Source organism: Eubacterium sp. MSJ-33, from assembly GCF_022174665.1.
Classification (GTDB): Bacteria; Bacillota; Clostridia; order Lachnospirales; family Lachnospiraceae; genus Coprococcus_C.
In genome coordinates, this window is sequence record NZ_CP076562.1 from 1,911,869 (window position 1) to 1,932,183 (window position 20,315).

General features: G+C 42.6%; 17 protein-coding genes. 6 read left to right on the top strand and 11 right to left on the bottom strand.

Annotated elements, in window-relative coordinates:
* Window positions 1–68: 68 nt before the first annotated feature.
* The 6 genes from KP625_RS09005 to KP625_RS09030 all read right to left on the bottom strand — a co-directional run bounded on the left by KP625_RS09005 (window position 69) and on the right by KP625_RS09030 (window position 5,113).
* Entirely contained in the window at window positions 69–764 is a 696-nt protein-coding gene (locus KP625_RS09005) for a hypothetical protein (protein ID WP_238297394.1), read from the bottom strand.
* A 79-nt stretch (window positions 765–843) separates the two neighbouring features.
* Entirely contained in the window at window positions 844–1,914 is a 1,071-nt protein-coding gene (locus KP625_RS09010; RefSeq protein ID WP_238297396.1) for an LCP family protein, read from the bottom strand.
* Complete coding sequence (locus KP625_RS09015; protein WP_238297398.1) at window positions 1,904–2,923, bottom strand: glycoside hydrolase family 3 N-terminal domain-containing protein; 1,020 nt, start codon at window positions 2,921–2,923, stop codon at window positions 1,904–1,906. The genes KP625_RS09010 and KP625_RS09015 overlap by 11 nt, the downstream gene beginning before the upstream one ends.
* Before the next feature lie 6 nt (window positions 2,924–2,929).
* On the bottom strand, window positions 2,930–3,640 hold the full coding sequence (locus KP625_RS09020) for a CpsD/CapB family tyrosine-protein kinase (protein WP_238297400.1): 711 nt from the start codon (window positions 3,638–3,640) through the stop codon (window positions 2,930–2,932).
* A 12-nt stretch (window positions 3,641–3,652) separates the two neighbouring features.
* Window positions 3,653–4,387 carry a YveK family protein gene (locus tag KP625_RS09025; protein ID WP_238297402.1) on the bottom strand — a complete coding sequence of 245 codons (735 nt, stop codon included), beginning with the start codon at window positions 4,385–4,387 and terminating at the stop codon, window positions 3,653–3,655.
* A 6-nt stretch (window positions 4,388–4,393) separates the two neighbouring features.
* Window positions 4,394–5,113 carry a CpsB/CapC family capsule biosynthesis tyrosine phosphatase gene (locus KP625_RS09030; protein ID WP_238297404.1) on the bottom strand — a complete coding sequence of 240 codons (720 nt, stop codon included), beginning with the start codon at window positions 5,111–5,113 and terminating at the stop codon, window positions 4,394–4,396.
* A gap of 379 nt (window positions 5,114–5,492) precedes the next feature.
* Between KP625_RS09030 and KP625_RS09035 the strand changes: the two genes are divergently transcribed.
* Entirely contained in the window at window positions 5,493–7,976 is a 2,484-nt protein-coding gene (locus KP625_RS09035; protein WP_238297406.1) for a GH36-type glycosyl hydrolase domain-containing protein, read from the top strand.
* A 217-nt stretch (window positions 7,977–8,193) separates the two neighbouring features.
* Here the strand turns inward: KP625_RS09035 and acpP are convergent, their stop codons facing one another.
* Both acpP and KP625_RS09045 read right to left on the bottom strand, forming a co-directional pair.
* The gene (gene acpP / locus KP625_RS09040; RefSeq protein ID WP_177970264.1) at window positions 8,194–8,427 is read right to left on the bottom strand and encodes an acyl carrier protein; all 234 of its coding nucleotides are present in this window, start codon (window positions 8,425–8,427) and stop codon (window positions 8,194–8,196) included.
* Between the two features lie 154 nt (window positions 8,428–8,581).
* A complete protein-coding gene (locus tag KP625_RS09045) occupies window positions 8,582–10,261 on the bottom strand; it encodes a putative bifunctional diguanylate cyclase/phosphodiesterase (RefSeq protein ID WP_238297407.1) in 1,680 nt (559 codons plus the stop codon).
* A 190-nt stretch (window positions 10,262–10,451) separates the two neighbouring features.
* Between KP625_RS09045 and KP625_RS09050 the strand changes: the two genes are divergently transcribed.
* The gene (locus KP625_RS09050) at window positions 10,452–10,844 is read left to right on the top strand and encodes a Fur family transcriptional regulator (RefSeq protein ID WP_238297409.1); all 393 of its coding nucleotides are present in this window, start codon (window positions 10,452–10,454) and stop codon (window positions 10,842–10,844) included.
* Window positions 10,845–11,025: 181 nt separating this feature from the next.
* On the opposite strand, the gene KP625_RS09055 is transcribed toward KP625_RS09050, so the two are convergent.
* Entirely contained in the window at window positions 11,026–11,877 is an 852-nt protein-coding gene (locus KP625_RS09055; protein ID WP_238297411.1) for a M23 family metallopeptidase, read from the bottom strand.
* A 117-nt stretch (window positions 11,878–11,994) separates the two neighbouring features.
* Window positions 11,995–12,459, bottom strand: a complete 465-nt coding sequence (locus KP625_RS09060) for a SpoIID/LytB domain-containing protein (protein ID WP_177970664.1) — start codon at window positions 12,457–12,459, stop codon at window positions 11,995–11,997.
* A gap of 279 nt (window positions 12,460–12,738) precedes the next feature.
* Here KP625_RS09060 and KP625_RS09065 point away from each other — a divergent pair, with 279 nt between their 5' ends.
* The 4 genes from KP625_RS09065 to KP625_RS09080 all read left to right on the top strand — a co-directional run bounded on the left by KP625_RS09065 (window position 12,739) and on the right by KP625_RS09080 (window position 17,284).
* The gene (locus tag KP625_RS09065) at window positions 12,739–13,512 is read left to right on the top strand and encodes a thiazole synthase (RefSeq protein ID WP_238297413.1); all 774 of its coding nucleotides are present in this window, start codon (window positions 12,739–12,741) and stop codon (window positions 13,510–13,512) included.
* 167 nt (window positions 13,513–13,679) lie between these two features.
* Window positions 13,680–14,966 (top strand): 2-iminoacetate synthase ThiH, encoded by a 1,287-nt coding sequence (thiH, locus tag KP625_RS09070; protein ID WP_238297415.1) that lies wholly within the window; start codon window positions 13,680–13,682, stop codon window positions 14,964–14,966.
* Between the two features lie 373 nt (window positions 14,967–15,339).
* Window positions 15,340–16,134 carry a thiamine phosphate synthase gene (locus KP625_RS09075; RefSeq protein ID WP_238297417.1) on the top strand — a complete coding sequence of 265 codons (795 nt, stop codon included), beginning with the start codon at window positions 15,340–15,342 and terminating at the stop codon, window positions 16,132–16,134.
* 376 nt (window positions 16,135–16,510) lie between these two features.
* Complete coding sequence (locus KP625_RS09080) at window positions 16,511–17,284, top strand: ATPase (RefSeq protein WP_238297419.1); 774 nt, start codon at window positions 16,511–16,513, stop codon at window positions 17,282–17,284.
* A 504-nt stretch (window positions 17,285–17,788) separates the two neighbouring features.
* Here the strand turns inward: KP625_RS09080 and KP625_RS09085 are convergent.
* Window positions 17,789–20,221: a glycogen/starch/alpha-glucan phosphorylase gene (locus KP625_RS09085; protein WP_238299930.1), complete on the bottom strand. Its 2,433-nt coding sequence runs from the start codon at window positions 20,219–20,221 to the stop codon at window positions 17,789–17,791.
* Window positions 20,222–20,315: the final 94 nt, after the last annotated feature.

Here is a 20,315-nt window from a genome sequence, read left to right on the forward strand (position 1 = left end):
ATAGGGGACTGTTTCCAGTCCCCAAACCACATGTTTTTAATGCATTAATTATTCATGTTGTTTTGTTTTTAGTTCTCTTTCTTTCTAGCGCATACAACAACACCTGCAGCACATACAAGCATAGCAAATACGGCTACCGGAATTGTCTCACCAGTCTTAGGAGAAGCTGCACCATCAGCCTTCTTGTCGTTAGCTGCTGGCTTTGTTGCAGGAGTAGCTGCCTTATCAGCAACACTGATCTCTACAATCGCAAATGCGGAGAAATCCTTAACTGTGAAAGTCAACTCTCCTTCCTTAGCAGTTGCAGAAAGTGTTTCCCATCCAGTACCTGTATAGTGAAGAACCGCATATGTCTTACCTGCATGGATCTGCTTGTTTTTAAGAGTAACTGTCTTATTTCCTGCATCTGATGAGAGGTTTACAACACTGATCACAGTCGCAGTAACTGCCTTTTTATCTGCTGCGGCGATTGTCTTATCACCAAGCTTCTCGCCAAGTCCCTTGACATCTGCCAGGATATTCGAAGCCTCATTAACAGCTTCTACAACAGTTGTATCTGCAACAGGAGCAACCGTGATATCCTCATCAGTTACCTCTGTAGCATCAGCCATCTGCTTAGCTGACTCAGTTGGTGCTACAACCTGCTCCTTTGTTGTTGAGTCTGCTGGTGTAGTACCTGCAACCGGGCTTCCTGCTGCAAATGCGGTAGTACCAAACATCATAACTGCAACAGCAACGATAGCTGCCATCATTCTCTTCTTCATCGTGAACATTCCTCCTTTCGTAATAATACATGTGGCTTTATATCAAATCCCCTCCGGGATCAGATATCTTTGATTCGTTCTACTCGGTAACTTCCTTGTAGAATACATTTATAATCAAATCATATAGACCGTCCTGGTCTACGATGAATTCCTCTAGTTCATCCCCCATCTGTACTTTTCCCGGAACGGTGTACATATGGGATGGATCAAATCCATACCCGACAACCTCACTGACCATGCTTGCAAAATCCACACTGCTCACAACATAATCCTGCGCCGCATTGTATGCCTGCATCGCCCGGTCTTCTTCCTCGGATGCTGCTGCGGATAATTCTGATGCTAAGTTGATCAGATACTGCTGCTGCCGCTTCAATCTGCCGCTTGCGCTGTCATACTGGTTAATATCTCTGCCTCTCAGATATAAGGTTGCCATGTCTCCTTCAAGCTTCACGGTCTCCCCTTTCTTCAGGGCGATATTTCCGGAACTGTCTTTCAAATCCTCTAACACCTCAACTGTGACACCACCCAGAGCATCATTCATCACAGTAATTCCATCCATATTCATCGCGATATATCCACTGATTGGAATATTGTAGAACAGCCGCTGTACAGCCTCCTGTGTCCGGTCACAACTCAGTCTTTTTCCATCGCCATAGGCATGTTGCAGACAGATCTGCGCAGTTGCCTGTGTTTTAAATGTTCCATCGGCATCATAGACATCAATCGGTGTCATCGCATTTCTGTGAATCGAAATAATTGACACACTCTGGGTTGCTGTATCTACTACCAGCAGGAACATCGCATCGGACTGTCCGCCGCTTATGCTGTCTTCCGCCTCGGTAACCTTGCCGGAACGGTCAATTCCCATGAACAGATACGTCTTGAGGTCCATGTTGTAGCGGTAAACCTTCCCGTTATAACGCACGTCTCCTTCCTGCCATTTCTCCGTGGTAGGTGCCTGTGTCGTAGATTCTTCTTTTACAACCGAACCGGATACCTGCGCATCCGTACCGGTAGCAACCTTATTCTTCGCCTGTATGCTCCGATATGTGATTATTCCAACAACCGCAACGATCAGCGCCAGCAATGTCACAACTGTGACAATCACCGCAACATGATTGGATTGTTCTTTTTCTTCTTTATTCTTCATTTCCCTCACCTGTCTCGGTTCCTGACCAATATCCGATCTTCTCCATATACGTCAGTACTCTGCCAGCCGCCTTATCAATATCCTCTTCAGATAATTCACCTTCGCCAACCGCCTGTACAACTGCAGTAAACGCCTCTTCAAAATTCTCTGGCTCGTATATCATATCCACGCCGGCCTTGATTGCCTGTACCATAGCCTCCACAGCTGTATACTGCCCCGTGACAGCCGCATCATCCATTCTGCCAGTCATGATGATCCCATAATATCCATGTGCCTTGCGATAATCCGTTACCGTCTTTGCAGACAGACATGTCAATGTATCGTCATCGCCTTTCACTGTCTCAAAAATCACCGGACCGGCATCCTCTGAAACTGCATCTGCTGTCGGATATTGAGTAATCACATGGACGGATGTGCTCTGTTTTGCATTCTTCACGCCATCTTCTGTGATAAGTGTTCTTCGAAGACCACTTAAATCCTGACTGGATGCATTTACGATTGTTCCATCGCTGTCATCTCGTGCGAACATCAACGGCTGATATGGCATCAGTTCTGCTGTCATCGTCTGTGTGTTATCAAGGAGATCCTTGATCTGTGTATCATCTTCATAATTCATGTGGCTGTAAGATAATCCTCCCACATGATACCGGCTCAGATAATTACGGGTCTTATCTCCGGCGATTGTAACCCGGTCCTCACTTGTCAATGTCTCCGGAGATACGACAAAAAGCAGTGATACTTTCTCTTCGAGTGTCATATTCGACAGTTGATCTTTGATTGCCTTCGATGGCTCCGGCTCCTGCACTGCCGCTTCTGTTGTTGTCTCTGTCGCTGCATCCTCCGGTGTAGCCTCCTGCTTGATTGCTTCTGTCATTGCCTCCGTTGTCTGGATTGTCCGCGTATCCACAGTCGGCTTCATAAGCTTCAAAATGCCAAGCACCATGATGACTGCAAGTGCTGCAATCTCAACTATTACCAAACAAGTTAATCCCGTAAATCGTTTCTTCATATAGCATCAATCCCCGTAATATTTTCCATAGTATTTGCCATAATGGCTTCCATAATATTTACCGTAGTATCCCTTTTCTGCCTTCACTTTATTGAGTACCGCACCCAGCAGTTTTACCCCGGCTACGTCCAATTGTTTCTTCGCCTCTAATACCATACGCCGGTCGGATGATCCCTGCGCCATCACAAGCACTGCACCGTCACAGTATTTGGAGACAACCGCTGCATCAATCGCAGCCCCAATCGGAGCACAGTCAATCAGCACATAATCGAAGTTCTTCCTGGCGAATGTAATCAAATCTTCGAAATATTTCTTATCCAGAATCTCAGTTGGATTCGGCACGGATGGTCCTGCAAATATCATGCAGAATTTTGGCATCTGTGTCAGATATACAACATCCGGCAGTCCTTTCTGCCCGGACAGATAATGTGACAATCCACATACCTGCTTATCTTCGGTTGCCTTCGCCTTGAGACGACCCATCAGGACAGATTTACGCATATCTGTATCGATCACCAGCACACTTTTCCCGGACTCTGACAGTGATCTTGCAAGATTCACCGTCACTGTGCTTTTGCCCTCGTTTGGAATCGCACTTGTAAACATAATGACCTTCACATCATCTCCACAAAACTGGATATTCGTTCGAAGCGTACGAAGGGATTCCTTCATTGCGTAGCTAAACGTTGTTAAGTTTCTTAATACGACTGATTTCACAAGGCTTCCCTCCTATTCTTTTTCTTTTGCTTTTTTTGACTTCTTGGTATTTCCGTCATATTCGGTCTCATCCATCGGGATGCTTGCAAGCACCGTCATACCAAGCTTCTTCTCGATATCATCGGTTGTCATGATCGTGTCATTCAATAAGTAAGAAACAATCACAACACCCATTGCCAAAATGGCTCCTATAAGCGCTCCTAATACTGTGTTTTTCACCGTGTTTGGTGTGACCGGTTCGCCATCATCATAACCATACTGTGTAACGGTCGGTGCCGCCTGATCCATCTTAATCGAGATAAATGATTTGGATACATCCGCAAGCTCATCTGCAATCGCTTTCGCCATCTGTGGATTCGGATCACGTACCGTTATCTTCAGCAATCGTGTATTCGTCGGATTGTCTGTAGACACCTTCTTTTTCAGTGACTCAAAGGTCTCTTCTTTTAATCCCAGATTCTGAATCACCTGCTCGATAATCGGACGACTCGTTACTACCTCTACATAATCGTTCGTCAGGCTGGAACCCATCTGGATATCTGCCAGACTTGTAATGGATGTACTCTTCGAAAGCACATACAATACCGATGTCGATTCATACTGCGGCGTAATCAGAAATGCACTGATCAGATACCCGCATAATCCCGTCAATACAAGCGACAGCACGATAGTCTTCCATTTGCCAAGCAGCACATAAAATAGCTCCAGCAAATCAATTTCATTTTCTTCTTGTGTTTTTTCCTGCATAGTCTGTTATCTCCCAATATCTGTAATTCGTTTCGGATTCTTATAAAAAAGATCTGTGGCATAGCGCTCGCCGAATTTCCTGCTCACATACTGATAACAACGGTCCATATGATTCACTCGTTCTTTCATCCCATGTGCATCACTCGCAATGATATCCGCTATTCCGAGCTTCAAGAGTTTCTTGCATACTTTCTCCAGATATTTCCCATCAATTCCAAGCGTACTGTCTGCATTGATCTGAATCAGCGCTCCCATGTCTGAGAGTTCTCCTGCAAGCTGCGGTTTTTTCGCAATACACTCATATCGTTCGATATGTGCGATCACCGGCTGATATCCTGCCGCAATCAGATCATGTGTATACCGCTTCATATCTGTATAGTTAGAACTGTGACTATACTCGGTCAGTACATACTCCGTGTCTGCGAGTGTATGGACTCTTCCTTCCTGTATATGCTCAAAAATATCACTATCTACGTGATACTCGCATCCCAGATACAGACGGACATTTATTTGATTTTCTTCCACCTGCTTTAAAAGCTCTGCAAAATTCCGCTCAATCTCGTCAAGTTCGTACCGAAACATCCCATGTCGGTAATGCGGTGTGAGGATTATCTCACGGATTCCCTGCAAATCAGCTTCCCTCAGCATGTCTAAAGATTCCTGTATGTGATTTGGACCATCATCCACTCCGAACAGTGTGTGGTTGTGAATATCGATATATTCCAAGGAAATCCCCTTCTCCCTATCTGTGATTCTCTTCTTCAGCAAAATAGGCGCTCAGCCGACTATAGTATACTTTTTTTATATTTCACAGTCAATAGTCTGTTCATTCAGGCAATTAGATACTATAGTATAAAAATTTAACATTTGCAACCGTTTATGCAAAAACAGCATGTTTTTCGTCAAATTTAAATATAAATATTTAAGCGTTACCTTTTTCGTGCATTTTCCGTCATATGCACTGCTCTTGAAGAAATAGTTCTTCCTTATATAATACACTTCGTTTTTTGTATAATTTGTTGTCGCAAGCCAAGAATTTTTGTTGTGCTTTGGGCAATTTTATTATATAATGAAGGCAGTGTTTTATGAAAGGAAGGTATTTTACATGAAATTTGGTTACTTCGATGACGCAAATCGTGAATACGTCATTACGACGCCTAGGACTCCATATCCATGGATCAACTACTTAGGCACACAGGGATTCTTCTCTTTGATTTCTAACACTGCAGGAGGATACTCTTTCTACAAAGACGCTCGTCTTAGAAGAATCACTCGTTATCGTTATAACAATGTACCTATCGATATGGGGGGACGTTACTTCTATATTAATGAGAACGGTACAATCTGGAATCCGGGCTGGTCTCCGGTAAAGACAGAGCTTGATTCTTACGAGTGCCGTCATGGTATGGGATATACGGTCATCACCGGTAAGAAGAATGATTTAAAGGCAGAGGTTACTTTCTTTGTTCCGCAGAATTACGATGGTGAAGTTCAGCAGGTAGTTCTGACAAACGAAAGTGACAAGGAAAAGACATTCTCATTCTTCTCATTTGCCGAGTGGTGTCTGTGGGATGCGCAGGACGACTGCACAAACTTCCAGAGAAACTTCAGTACCGGACGTGTAGAGGTAAAGGATTCTACCATCTACCACAAGACAGAGTACAGAGACAGACGTGATCATTATGCCTTCTATACTGTCAATGATACAATTGATGGTTATGATACAGACCGTGATGCATTTATCGGTCTTTATAACGGATTCCACAATCCACAGGCAGTAGAAGCTGGTGTGGCAAACAACTCTTTCGCAGATGGCTGGTCACCAATCGCCTCTCACTACAAGAAGATCACACTTGCTCCGGGCGAGTCTAAGACACTCATCTTCATCCTTGGCTACGTTGAGATGCCTGTTGATGAGAAGTTCGAAGCAGATGGCAAGACAATTAATAAGGTAAAGGCTCTCGCTATGATGGACAAGTACAACACACCTGAGAAGGTTGCTGCCGGTCTTGCAGAGCTTAAACACACATGGGATAATCTCCTTGGAATCCTGAGTGTTGATACACCGGATGACAAGGTTAACCGTATGGTTAATATCTGGAATCAGTATCAGTGTATGGTTACATTTAACCTGTCACGTTCTGCTTCTTATTTCGAGTCAGGTATCGGTCGTGGAATGGGATTCCGTGATTCAAATCAGGATATTCTCGGTTTCGTTCACCAGATTCCGGACCGTGCAAGAGAGAGAATTATTGATATCGCTTCTACTCAGCTTGAAGATGGCGGCTGCTACCATCAGTATCAGCCACTGACCAAGAAGGGTAACTCCGATATCGGTGGTGATTTCTCCGATGATCCATTGTGGATGATCCTTTCTGTTTCCGCTTACATCAAGGAGACAGGCGACTGGGGTATCCTCGACGAGATGGTTCCTTATGATAATGATGAGTCTAAGGCTAAGCCAATGCTTGATCACCTGAAGGTTTCCTTCTACAAGATCGTAAATAACCTTGGACCTCACGGACTTCCACTTGCAATGCGTGCAGACTGGAATGACTGTATCAACCTGTCATGCTACTCTGATACACCGGGTGAAAGCTTCCAGACATATACAAACCCTAAGTTCGCTGCAGAAGGCGGTTACTCTAAGGTTGCCGAGTCTGTTATGGTTGCAACACTTTTCACATATGCAGGTCCAAACTATGTATCTATCCTGAAGCACCTTGGCAAGGATGACGAAGCTGCGGCTGCCCAGGCTGAGATCGATAAGATGAAGGCAAACGTTATGGAATCCGCTTGGGATGGTGACTGGTTCCTTCGTGCTTATGATGCAAACGGCGAGAAGATGGGTTCTAAGGAATGTGAAGAAGGTAAGATCTTCATCGAGCCACAGGGCTTCGCAATCATGTCTGAAATCGGTAAGGATCAGGGCTGTGATATGAAGACACTTGCAGCAATCGATGAGAGATTGAATACAAAGCATGGTCTTGTACTGAACAACCCGGCTTATACAAAGTATTACATCCAGTATGGTGAGATCTCTACATATCCGGGCGGATACAAGGAGAACGCTGGTATTTTCACACATAACAATGCATGGATTATCTGTGCTGCAGCTTACGCAGGTCAGGGTGATCAGGCATTTAAGTATTACTCAGAGATCGCGCCTGCATTCACAGAAGAGACATCTGATATCCACAAGACAGAGCCATATGTATATGGACAGATGATCGGTGGTAAGGATGCCGGTTCTGATATCGGTCAGACAGGCAAGAACTTCGGTCAGGGAAAGAACTCATGGCTGACAGGTACTGCTGCTTGGAACATGGTAGCTATTTCCCAGTACATCCTTGGTGTACAGCCTGACTTCGACGGCTTGAAGATTGATCCTTCTATCCCTTCTGCTTGGGATGGCATGAAAGCAACACGCCAGTTCCGTGGCGACACATATGATATCGAGGTTAAGAACCCTGATCACGTATGCAAGGGTGTTAAGAGCATGACTGTAGATGGCAAGGCTGTCGATGGAAATGTAATTCCTGTTGCCGGCGATGGTAAGGCACATAAGGTTGAAGTTGTTCTTGGTTAATCTCTCATGATTGACATACAGAAACTTTCATAAATAATGATAACAGTGACTGCATAACATGCTGTCACTGTTATTTTTTTCAGATTAATCACCGGACATAGTGATAATCTAATCCAGAGATATACTTTATATAAAAAGAAGCACTACCATTCAGGCAGTGCTTCTTTTTATGTAGAAACAATGTTCTATATATTAGAAATCCGGTTCAGATTTTCGATTACTCTTCAATACCGTTGTTCTTAAGGTAATTAACAACATCCTCTACAGTTGCCATAGCTGCTACATCATCTGCAGGGATTTCACAACCATACTCCTCTTCCAAAGCCATAACAAGCTCATAAAGATCCAAAGAATCTGCTCCAAGGTCATCCTTGAAAGATGTTGAGAGTTCGATCTCGCTCTCATCAACGCTAAGCTGGTCTGCAATAATTTCCTTTAACTTTTCTAACATACTATTAATCTCCTTTATTTACATTTTATAACTTCACTTGCATATCGGCTAAGTGGCTTTCTCACAATGAAATATACAACAGCCTTATAGTGTATGTCAAGCGTATATTCATGATTTATTGCTTTTCCTTGCACACATGTATGTAAGGTTCATTTTAAAAGGCAATTCGCTCAAATTCCGGTACCGGCATCGGCTTCGCAAAATAAAATCCCTGTGCCACATCGCAGTTTGAACTCTTCAGAAAATCTACATGTGCTTTTGTCTCCACACCCTCTGCAATTACCTGCAAATGCAGATCCTTTGCCATACCTATTGTATGGTTCACCACGATTTTTCCTTTCTCCGAAGCAATCTCACTGTCCAGAAATTCCTTATCAATCTTGATCGTATCAACTGAGATATTCCGTATCAGATTCAAAGATGAGAATCCAGAGCCGAAATCATCCACTTCAAGCTTAAACCCAAGCTTCTGCAGACGCTCTAACACACGGTTTAACTCCTCCGGTTTATCCAGAAACAATGACTCTGTAATCTCAAGGTTCAACATTTCCGGTGTCAGATCATACTTTTGAATCAGGCTCATCAATGCTTCTTCCAGATTGTTGTGTTGTATATGATAACGTGATATATTCACTGAGATCGGAACAACTGCATGTCCCTGATCCAGCCAGCGTCGAATGTTCTTGCAGGCTTCTTCCCACATGTACTCATCCAGCTTCAGAATAAATCCATTCTTCTCAAATAACGGAATAAAATCATTTGGCGGAATCAGGCCTTTCTCCGGATGCAGCCATCTGCACAATACCTCTGCACCGCACAAACTGTTATCTTTCAACCGGTATTTTGGCTGCAGATACATCTGATACTGATGCTCTGTCAACGCCTTCTCCATATCCTGTTCAATCTGTCCTGCCCGCAGCATCTCCTCACGATAATGCTCATCATAAAACGCACAGAACTTCATGATATTGCCCTTCACTGTCCGCTCTGCCATCATCGCACGGTCGCACATCAGATTAACCGGTGTACTTCTGTCATCCACCAGATAAATACCAAACTTTGTCACGATATCATAATTAAACGGATTGGCACTAATCCTCTTTCGGAGTTTCTCGATCTCCTTGATGATCTCGCCCTTCTTATCGTAACTCATATAAAACACAAACATATCCGAATGCAGTCTTGCATAATTATTCTGCTTACCATACATCTCCTGCAGAACTCTTGCAATATACTTCAAGGCTCGGTCGCCTTCTGCAATTCCATAAATATCGTTGATATTCTTGAATCGTTCAATATCCATTAATATAATTGCATAATTCTTATACAAATCCTGAATTGCAGCCTGTGTCTGGTCATAAAAACGAATCCTGTTTGAGATACCTGTCAGCTTGTCAATCTCATCCGGTGTATGATTCATAAGCTTTACAGCCTGTTCCATCATGTTCTGCACGACAGCCTGCTCATTGTCTCCAAGCGCCACAAGCGTTGCAAGAACCGCATCACGACCATCAAACCATGCAATATCTGAGTACCGCCAGGTAGCCATTCCATCGAGCAGTTCCTCGTAACGCTCCCGTACCAACGGTGCCTGCACTTTGATGTGCTGCATCGGGCAATCCATACACGGTGTTTCCTTCGTGCATAACACCTCATGGCAGATCATGCCAACCCGATTTCCCATCAATTCGATTGCCTTATCATTCTGATATAAAATCTCGAATGAGGAACGATCAATCACGATGCTCGCCTCACATCCTGCATTCAAGATGGAATGAATCACCTGCTTCGTAGCTTCCGTATTCAATTCCCCTGTTACCATTCCGAAATTCATAATTATTAATTTCCTTTTTTCCCTTAAAACAGGTAAATGTTTATTCACAAATTCATATAAAATTACTATAACAATCTTGGAATTTTATGTCAATCGAAAACGGTCAAATATATTAAAAAATAAGGGGTTGACATATGATTCGATCCTTTATATACTGAAAATAAGAATTATTACTACTTCGGAGGTGTGTATGACAACGAGTAAATACAGTCATCAGCGAGAAGCAATTATCAATTTTTTAACAGGAAGAACCGATCATCCAACTGCGGATGTCGTCTATCAATATTTGCGCAATGCCCTCCCAACAATCAGTCTTGGTACGGTCTACCGGAATCTGAACCAGATGGCAGCATCTGGCAGAATCCTGCGATTGCATGTCGATGGGAAAACAGATCACTATGACGCATGCACAGATCCGCATGCTCATCTATTATGTACCAAATGCGGTGCTGTGTGTGATATTCCAATCGACTTTGAGCAGGATCTGATTGCCCAGGCTTCCGAGTCAACCCCCTGTCAGGTAAACGGTGTATCTGTACTTTTCTCCGGTGTGTGCGAAGATTGTATAGACGAGGGAATCTGATTTTCTCTGTCTATTGATGAATTAATAATAACAGCAATTTAAAACTCCCCAACCAGATACGCCAGATAGCGTTTCCGGCTGGGGAATTTTTCTGATTATATTTTATATCTCCCGGTCAACCACACTGAAATCTGGGTTTGATTGGAGAACTTTATTTTTTCGATTGTAAGCTTGTTTCATATTACTGCATCAGAATTGTCGGATTGATTGGTACATCGTTTTTTGTAAGCTCGAAAAATACATGTGTTCCTTCTTCGGTATAATAACTGGTCGGTGGTGCAGCTTCGCCGATATTCTGTGCAGTTGCAATCGTATCTCCTTCTGCAACAGTCACGTTCATCAACTGTCCGTACATCGCTTTGAATCCATTTCCCATGATTACCGTTACGGTTGTTCCATGCTCCTTGTCCTCTGTTACAGACTCCACAACGCCTTCGTAAGCGGCAAGTACATTCTCCCCCTCTTCGGCTGCAATCAGGATGCCCGGATTGCAACGGTATGAACGAAGTGTCTTGAAGTAGATTGTCGTATCCATACTGTACGGCAGGATTACCTTTCCTGCAACCGGCCAAACCAGTGTACCTCCTTCATTGTAAGAATTTGCTACAACAACGCCGTCCGAATTCACAACAACACCGTCACTGTCCGCCTCGGTCGTCTCTGAACTTGCATCTTCTGACGCAGTCTGATTATCCGCCGACTGTGTGCTTTGCTCTTCTGCATCTATCTGTGCGCTATTTGATGCGCTGTCCTCTGCCTGTGCCGCCTTATTATCTGCATCAGTATCTCCCGCAACGGCCTCGTTTGAGTTTACATCTGCCACATCCGGCATTTCTGCCTTTGTATCTGCAATCTGCTCGGTTGTCTCTGTAACCTCCGGCGTATTCAGGTCTACCGCCTGCTTGTCTACGCCAAACTCTCTTTTGTAAGTATTGTAATTATAGATTACCATCAGACCAACGAACGCCAGGACGCCTGTTCCTATCGCAATATACAGTCCCTTCGTCCGCAAAAATTCTTTGAATCGGTCCATACTCTGCCTCCTTTTGGTTTGCTAATGCTAGTATGGACACATTTTTTTCCTTTTATTCAATTATTTACATATATACTTTTGACTGCGTACTTTTTAGGATATTATTTACGATCCCGATTATTTTTGCTCAATCTGTTCACTTTCTTTTTGTTCGATTATTTTTCCTTTGGTGGCAATTACAGCTCTATCATAACGTCCCTTGATGGATTTGTAATTCTCTCTGCCCCATTTTGCAATATAATCTTCTTCTGTATAATACTGAAATTCCAAATCCGATGCCGGAATCACCGTTGCATCGCCCATCGCATAATATATTTTTGTTCGGAGTGCTACCGCCTGTGCCTGCATATAGCTGTCATCCACGCTTGCATCCACGATTCCCGGCATAACATGTGCTATGTATTTTTCCACATCGACAAGCTCATTTCCTGCCTTTGTCTGCACCAGCACATCACGCCCGGTTGAAACATGCTCCAACGATTCTGCAACATCTGTCTGCGTTCCGTTGATACAAAAAGTAACCAGACATGGAATGACAATCGCACACAATACAGTTGTTAATATATATGGAAATACTTTCATATACAATCCTTTTTCCTGTTCGTTTTATTATATGAATAAATGCAGGGCGACATGCTGTGTTTTTAATAAATACAGTTTTGTTCTTTACTTGACATATTACATATAATGCCTATAATAGTTAGCAGAGTGTTTTGTCAGTATGGCTGCGCGAAGGGGCACACCACCACGGGTGTGGTTTTTTCGCGTAGCTTTTTTGATATTACAGGCATTCGTATTTTTTCATTAAATAGTGTATACGGATGCAAACGATACTATATTTCATAAATTGGAGGTTTTTCAATGCAAAATAATAACGATGTTTTCATGCTTGGCGGACATGAGTTTCACTCCCGCTTTATCTTAGGTTCCGGAAAATATAATTCTCATCTGATTCGAGCGGCGGTTGAATATGCAGACGCAGAGATCGTCACACTGGCGCTTCGCCGTGCCAATACCCGACCAGAAGAAAATATTCTGGACTTTATTCCGAAGAATGTAACACTACTGCCAAACACATCCGGCGCAAGAAACGCTGAGGAAGCAATCCGTATCGCACGTCTGGCACGTAAGATGGCTGGTACAGACTTCGTCAAAATCGAGATCATGCGTGATTCAAAATATCTGCTTCCTGACAACCAGGAAACGGTCAAAGCAACGGAAACTCTTGCAAACGAAGGCTTTGTCGTTATGCCTTACATGTATCCGGACTTAAATATTGCACGGGATCTGGCGAATGCCGGTGCCGCTTGTATCATGCCGCTTGCATCTCCGATTGGCTCAAACAAAGGGCTTGCAACGAAGGATTTCATTCAGATCCTGATTGATGAGATTGATCTGCCAATCATTGTCGATGCCGGTATCGGCCGCCCTTCACAGGCATGTGAGGCAATGGAGATGGGTGCCGCTGCCATTATGGCGAATACAGCAATTGCAACAGCCGGCGATATTCCGATGATGGCAAGCGCATTCAAAGATGCAATCATCGCCGGTCGTAAAGCGTATCTGGCAGGACCGGGTCGTGTACTTGACAAAGGTGGTGCAGCCTCTGATCCTCTGACAGGATTCTTACGGTAAATAGTACACTTCCTTTATATAACTATACTGGCCGATTGAAGCTTCTCTGGCTTTTCTGCCTGATTTGCTTCACCCGTTGCTTCACAACCTATATGATGAATGGAGCTTCTCCTGCTTTTCTGCTTGATTTGCTCCTATCGTTGCTATAATAAGGAGGAATATAATTCATGGAACAGGAATATACGATAGATAATTCTTACCTTTCTCCGGAAGCGCAGAAGCGCAAGAAGGACCTAGAGGAAAACCCGGCATCCCGTACCAACCATATGGAATATATGGAGGGTATGGAAATTCTCGATTCTGATATTAAAGATAAAGTACGCGCAGCTATGAAATCCTATGATTACAACGCTTACACCGATGCAGATGTGCGAGTTGCTCTTGCAAATGCCAAGCAGGGACACTGTGGCATCGAAGATTTTAAAGCACTCCTATCCCCTGCCGCTCTTCCACATTTGGAAGAAATGGCATCCTTAGCACAAAAGGAACGACTGGCACATTTTGGCGACTGCGTATATATTTTCACACCATTATATATTGCAAATTATTGCGAGAATTATTGTGTATACTGCGGTTTTAATTGCTACAATCATATTCACCGAAAGAAACTGACCGAAGCAGAAATGGAAGCAGAAATGAGGGTTATTGCTGATTCTGGTATCGAGGAAATTCTGATGCTGACAGGCGAAAGCCGTGCAGCCAGCGATGTAAAATACATCGGTGAAGCATGTAAACTAGCCCGGAAATATTTCCGGAATATCGGTCTGGAGATCTACCCTGTCAACACAGATGAATACCACTATCTGCACGAATGTGGTGCTGATTACATCACCGTCTTTCAGGAGACTTACAACCCAGACAAATATGAGACGCTTCACCTGATGGGACATAAGCGTGTCTGGCCATACCGTTTTGATGCTCAGGAGCGTGCACTCCGAGGTGGCATGCGTGGTGTCGGCTTCTCCGCTTTGCTTGGACTTGATGACTACCACTCAGATGCACTGGCAACGGCACTCCATGTGTATTATTTACAGCGAAAATATCCACATGCAGAGATGTCTATTTCCTGCCCTCGTCTGCGACCAATCATCAACAACGACAAGATTAATCCGAAGGATGTTCATGAAAATGTCCTATGCCAGATCTTATGTGCCTACCGATTATTCCTGCCATTTGCAGCCATTACCGTTTCTTCGCGAGAAGAAGCTCGATTCCGTGATGGCATTATCCGCATCGCTGCAACGAAAATTTCCGCTGGCGTTTCAACCGGAATCGGAGATCACAAAGAGAAATATGAAGCACATGCTGGCTCTAATGCAAATTCAGACGCTGGCGATGAGCAATTCGAGATTGCCGACGGTCGTAGTTTCGAAGAAATCTATGATGCCATTCGTGCACAAGGTATGCAGCCGGTATTAAACGATTACTTATATACTGAAGACTACCACAATTAGGATTTGGAGCAATCTTGTTTTTTTCCACTTTTTGCTCCTATTAACTTGAACTGTGGAGTTCTGGTGTTGGAGTAATCTTGTATTTTACCACTATTTACTCCTATTAATTTGAGTTGTAGGATTTGGGTGTTGGAGTAATCTTGTATTTTACCACTATTTACTCCTATTAATTTGAGTTGTAGGATTTGGGTGTTGGAGTAATCTTGTATTTTACCACTATTTACTCCTATTAGTTTGAGCTGCAGGATTTGGGTGTTGGAGTAATCTCGTATTTTACCACTATTTACTCCTATTAGTTTGAGCTGCAGGATTTGGGTGTTGGAGTAACCCTGCTATTTATTATAGAATTACTACAAAAGGATATACGACGAACATGAAAATAGAACAAATTGCAGTAACAAATCGAAATATATGCTATGAATTATACCAGCAGGCAGGCTTAGCAAACGCAGAGGATACACCTATCACCTGCTTAGCGCGCCAGATGCATACACTTATGAACCTTAACTCCTATGATAAGATTCTGGTTCGTGAGAAGGATCTAAGCGAGAAAGAATATCGGAAATTTATAACTGATATTTTTTCTTCGCAACACTTAAACCTAAACTCACCCGTAAATGATAGTGCATCCATTGCTGCTATTCCTGTACAAGGAGCATATTCGGACAATTGCAACTCTATAAATTCACGTATTATTTTACATAACTTTCCAACGGTTGCGGAAGAATTTGCTACGGATTTACATCTTCCATTTTCTATTTTTACAAGCCTGTTTAACTTGAACGATACATCTTTCAATTATCAGACTTCCTTTCAACCAAATACATGTATGGCAGATTTCCGCTCCAGATATCCACATATTCAAAGAATCGGAACCTCCATTCACAGTGTTGAAGATGCCATCTTTGCAGAAAAACACGGTGCAAACTATATTACGGCCGGTCATATTTTTGTGACAGATTGTAAGAAAGGACTTCCCGGAAGAGGAATCGATTGGCTTCGCACGATCTGCGATGCAGTTTCTATTCCTGTTTACGCAATTGGTGGAATCTCTGACGCGAATGTTTCCCTGCTTACCGACTCTCCAATTGCAGGATATTGCATGATGTCAGAATCTATGCGCCCAATATTATCTTCAGGTTATTCAACTAGCCGCCTAAGCACATGATATACATCTGAACCTATTACAATCATTAATTTTGAAACACACTAGATGTCTTTTTTTGCAAATAGTCACTATGACATATTTCCTAACTTTATTTGTGCAAATCTTCCAAATTTGACTCTTTCCACAAATAATCCTTTACAAGTCGACATAATTCATGCTATTGTCTTTTTATAGTTAGCTCATAATATTTTTCATGTGAGTCTTCTAAATTCTTATAGTTACCCTTTTATATAAAATAAGAATCATAAAATTTAATATCTAATGTTAATTATTGTTACTAAGATAATTAAAATCATATTTTACATGTAAGTTATCAGGTGCACATGATAACTTATAAAAAGTGCTACCAGCAAAAAAACGAAAGTTGAGGTATCAAATGACTACACAAAAAATTGAAAATAGACTTGACGATCTAACCAATCAGATTTATTGGTTGGAGAAAAAAATCAAAGATTTTCCCGAAGGTAAAATCTATTGCGAGCGAGATGGTCGCTACATTAAATGGTTTATTCGTAACGGAAAGGATAATAAAAAGAAATATCTCCCCAAAAAGCAGCGACGATTAGCTGAACAACTTATTCAAAAGCGCTATTATCAAGCCAGATTAACTGATTGTCAGCACGAAATCGATTATCTATCTTATTCTCTTAAAACAATTCCAACTTTGGATTTCGAAACTTCCAAGCTATTAGCAAAAAACTCCAACTATAACAAATTACTTACTGAGACATTGTTTTATGACAAGAAAAATTGGTCCACAGACTTTGAACCTTGCACCAAGAACCCAGAAAATCTAATTCATAACACCTATTCTGGTATCAAAGTTCGCTCCAAATCCGAAGCCATTATCGTAAATACGCTCTATTCCTGTCATATTCCTTTTCGATATGAGTGCGCGCTGCAGATCGGAAATCTGGTTCTTTATCCTGATTTTACGATTCAACATCCAAAGACGGGCAAGATTTATTATTGGGAACATTTTGGCATGATGGATGATTTTGAGTATGTTGACAAGGTGACAAAAAAGATCTCTTCTTATTGTGAACAAGGCATCTATCCCGATGACAATCTAATTTTAACTTATGAGGCCAAACGTGCTCCGCTTGACTCTGATTGGGTCCGACAAATTATAGAACATTATTTCTTATAATTTTTCATATTAGGAGCAATATCTAATATCTATTCTTCTTTGCTCCTACATACTTTTCTGTTATTTCTTCCGACTTGGAGTAATTTCTTATTATTTCCTTCTGTTACTCCTTGTCACTTTTCTAATATTTCTTTTGACTTGGAGCAAAATTCTTCTTTTTTTCTTATTGCTCCAAGTCAATTTTCTTCTTTCTTTTCTGACTTGGAGCAACCTTCTAAATCCTGCTTGCTTTGCTCCTACTCCCGTCTGGAACAGTTCTTCCTGCTTGGAGCAACCTTTTAAATCCTGCTTGCTTTGCTCCTACTCCCGCCTGGAACAGTTCTTCCCGTTTGGAGCAATCTCCTAAACCTGCTTGCTTTGCTCCAAAAATCCAACCAGTCCCAACATCTCACCTCGTCTGCCGCCTTATTCCATGAAAAAAGCTGCCACCAAACAGTGACAGCCTTCCTCCATATAGCTGGCATATACAAACCGCCTATATGTTATATATTCCTATCTATGAAATTACAATGTAACTTCTACTTTCTCAAGCTTCCAGATATCCTGTGCATACTCTTCGATTGTTCTATCAGAAGAGAACTTACCTGCACAAGCAGTATTCAGCATAACCATCTTAGCCCAGTTGGCCTTATCCTTGTATGCTTTGTTTACACGCTTCTGTGCATCTGCATAAGAATCGAAATCCTTCAATGTGAAGTATACGTCCTTCATTACAAGAGAATCATATAAGTCACGGAACAATTCCTTATCGCCATTTGAGTAAGTACCATCTACCAGCTGGTCAAGAACCTTCTTAACCTTTGGATTTGAATTGTAGATATCCATTGGATAGTATCCGCCATCCTTCTCGTACTTCATTACTTCCTCAGCAGAAAGTCCGAAGATAAATGCGTTCTCCTTACCAACTTCCTCTACGATCTCTACGTTCGCTCCATCCATAGTACCAAGTGTAACAGCACCGTTCAACATGAACTTCATGTTACCTGTACCGGAAGCCTCACGGGAAGCTGTTGAAATCTGCTCCGATACATCTGCTGCAGCGAAGATAATCTCTGCGTTTGATACACGGTAGTTCTCGATGAATACAACCTTGATCTTGCCCTTGATAGACTTATCATTATTGATCACGTCTGCTACAGAGTTGATCAACTTAATTGTAAGCTTTGCTGTCTTATAACCGGCAGCTGCCTTTGCACCAAAGATAAATGTTGTTGGCTCGAAATCCATATCCGGATTTGCCTTCAACTCATTGTACAGATGCATAACATGAAGGATATTAAGCTGCTGTCTCTTGTACTCATGAAGTCTCTTAACCTGAACATCAAAGATAGAGTTTGGATCTACATCGATACCATTGTGTTCCTTGATGTACTCAGCCAGGCGAACCTTGTTCTTGTACTTAATGTCCATGAACTCCTTCTGAGCCTTCTTGTCTGTTGCGTACTTCTTCAGACCTTCAAGTACCGGAAGATCTGTGATCCAGCCGTCGCCGACCTTCTTTGTAGCCCAGTCAGCAAGCAATGGGTTTGCATGGAGAAGGAATCTTCTCTGTGTAATACCGTTTGTCTTGTTGTTGAACTGATCCGGACGCATCTCGTAGAAATCACGAAGCTCACGTTTCTTCAAAATCTCTGTATGAAGTTTAGCAACACCGTTTACAGAGTAAGATCCGGCGATAGCAAGGTGAGCCATCTTAACCTGACCATCATAAAGGATAGCCATGCTGCGAACCTTATCCTGATTACCTGGGTACATATCTTCGATCTTAAGAACGAATCTACGGTTGATCTCATCTACGATCTGATATACTCTAGGAAGAAGCTTCTGGAAGAGGTCGATTGGCCACTTCTCAAGTGCCTCAGCCATGATTGTATGGTTTGTATATGCGCATGTTCTGCATGTGATATCCCAAGCATCATCCCACTCAAGATTCTCCTCATCAACAAGGATTCTCATAAGCTCTGCAACCGTCACAGTTGGATGTGTATCATTCAGCTGGAATGTAACCTTGTTTGGAAGGTCATGGATATCTGCGTTGTTCTCCTTGAACTTCAGGATTGCTCTCTGTACAGAAGCAGATACGAAGAAGTACTGCTGCTTCAGACGAAGCTCCTTACCGGAATAATGGTTATCGTTTGGATAAAGTACCTCAACGATGTTACGGGCAAGGTTTGCCTGCTCAACTGCGTTCTGATACTCACCCTTATCAAATGAATTAAGGTTGAACTCCTGTACCGGCTCTGCATCCCAGATACGAAGTGTATTTACAACATTGTTGCCATATCCAATGATTGGAAGATCATATGGAATCGCACGAACTGCCTGATAATCCTTGTGTACAAAGTAATTCTTTCCCTCTCTGCATTCCGTTGCTACATAGCCACCGAACTTAACCTCTACTTCATACTCCGGACGTTTTACCTCAAATGGGTTGCCGTTTTTGAGCCAGTTATCCGGCTTCTCAATCTGGTAACCATTCTCGATTGCCTGCTTGAACATACCGTAACGATAACGGATACCACAGCCATATGCCGGGTAGTTCAATGTAGCAAGAGAATCAAGGAAACATGCAGCCAATCTACCAAGACCACCATTACCAAGTGCTGCATCCGGCTCCTGATCCTCGATCACGTTCAGATCAAAACCAAGCTCTGCCAATGCTTCCTTCACCTGCTCATAGCATGTGAGGTTGATCATATTATTACCAAGTGCACGGCCCATAAGAAACTCCATAGACAGGTAGTAAACAGTCTTTGCATTCTTCTCCTCGTATGCCTTCTGCGTAGCGATCCAACGATCAATGATATGATCCTTTACCGCGTAGGAAACTGCCTGAAATACCTGTTCCTGTGTCGCTTCATCGATAGTCTTACGGAAAAGGTTTTTGACGTTGTTAATGACGTCCTTCTTGAAGCTTTCCTTATCGAAATCAGCCATCTTCTTCATAAAATTAATCCTCCTTGTTTATGTGTGTATGTGCATCCGAAAATGCCCACACTTATCTTACGTAACACGTCCATATTATCCCCGT

Coding starts and splice junctions, on each gene's coding strand:
- KP625_RS09005 (WP_238297394.1), bottom strand. CDS start 764: ATGAAGAAGAGAATGATGGCAGCTATCGTTGCTGTTGCAGTTATGATG.
- KP625_RS09010 (WP_238297396.1), bottom strand. CDS start 1,914: ATGAAGAATAAAGAAGAAAAAGAACAATCCAATCATGTTGCGGTGATT.
- KP625_RS09015 (WP_238297398.1), bottom strand. CDS start 2,923: ATGAAGAAACGATTTACGGGATTAACTTGTTTGGTAATAGTTGAGATT.
- KP625_RS09025 (WP_238297402.1), bottom strand. CDS start 4,387: ATGCAGGAAAAAACACAAGAAGAAAATGAAATTGATTTGCTGGAGCTA.
- KP625_RS09035 (WP_238297406.1), top strand. CDS start 5,493: ATGAAATTTGGTTACTTCGATGACGCAAATCGTGAATACGTCATTACG.
- acpP (WP_177970264.1), bottom strand. CDS start 8,427: ATGTTAGAAAAGTTAAAGGAAATTATTGCAGACCAGCTTAGCGTTGAT.
- KP625_RS09045 (WP_238297407.1), bottom strand. CDS start 10,261: ATGAATTTCGGAATGGTAACAGGGGAATTGAATACGGAAGCTACGAAG.
- KP625_RS09050 (WP_238297409.1), top strand. CDS start 10,452: ATGACAACGAGTAAATACAGTCATCAGCGAGAAGCAATTATCAATTTT.
- KP625_RS09055 (WP_238297411.1), bottom strand. CDS start 11,877: ATGGACCGATTCAAAGAATTTTTGCGGACGAAGGGACTGTATATTGCG.
- KP625_RS09060 (WP_177970664.1), bottom strand. CDS start 12,459: ATGAAAGTATTTCCATATATATTAACAACTGTATTGTGTGCGATTGTC.
- KP625_RS09065 (WP_238297413.1), top strand. CDS start 12,739: ATGCAAAATAATAACGATGTTTTCATGCTTGGCGGACATGAGTTTCAC.
- thiH (WP_238297415.1), top strand. CDS start 13,680: ATGGAACAGGAATATACGATAGATAATTCTTACCTTTCTCCGGAAGCG.
- KP625_RS09075 (WP_238297417.1), top strand. CDS start 15,340: ATGAAAATAGAACAAATTGCAGTAACAAATCGAAATATATGCTATGAA.
- KP625_RS09080 (WP_238297419.1), top strand. CDS start 16,511: ATGACTACACAAAAAATTGAAAATAGACTTGACGATCTAACCAATCAG.
- KP625_RS09085 (WP_238299930.1), bottom strand. CDS start 20,221: ATGGCTGATTTCGATAAGGAAAGCTTCAAGAAGGACGTCATTAACAAC.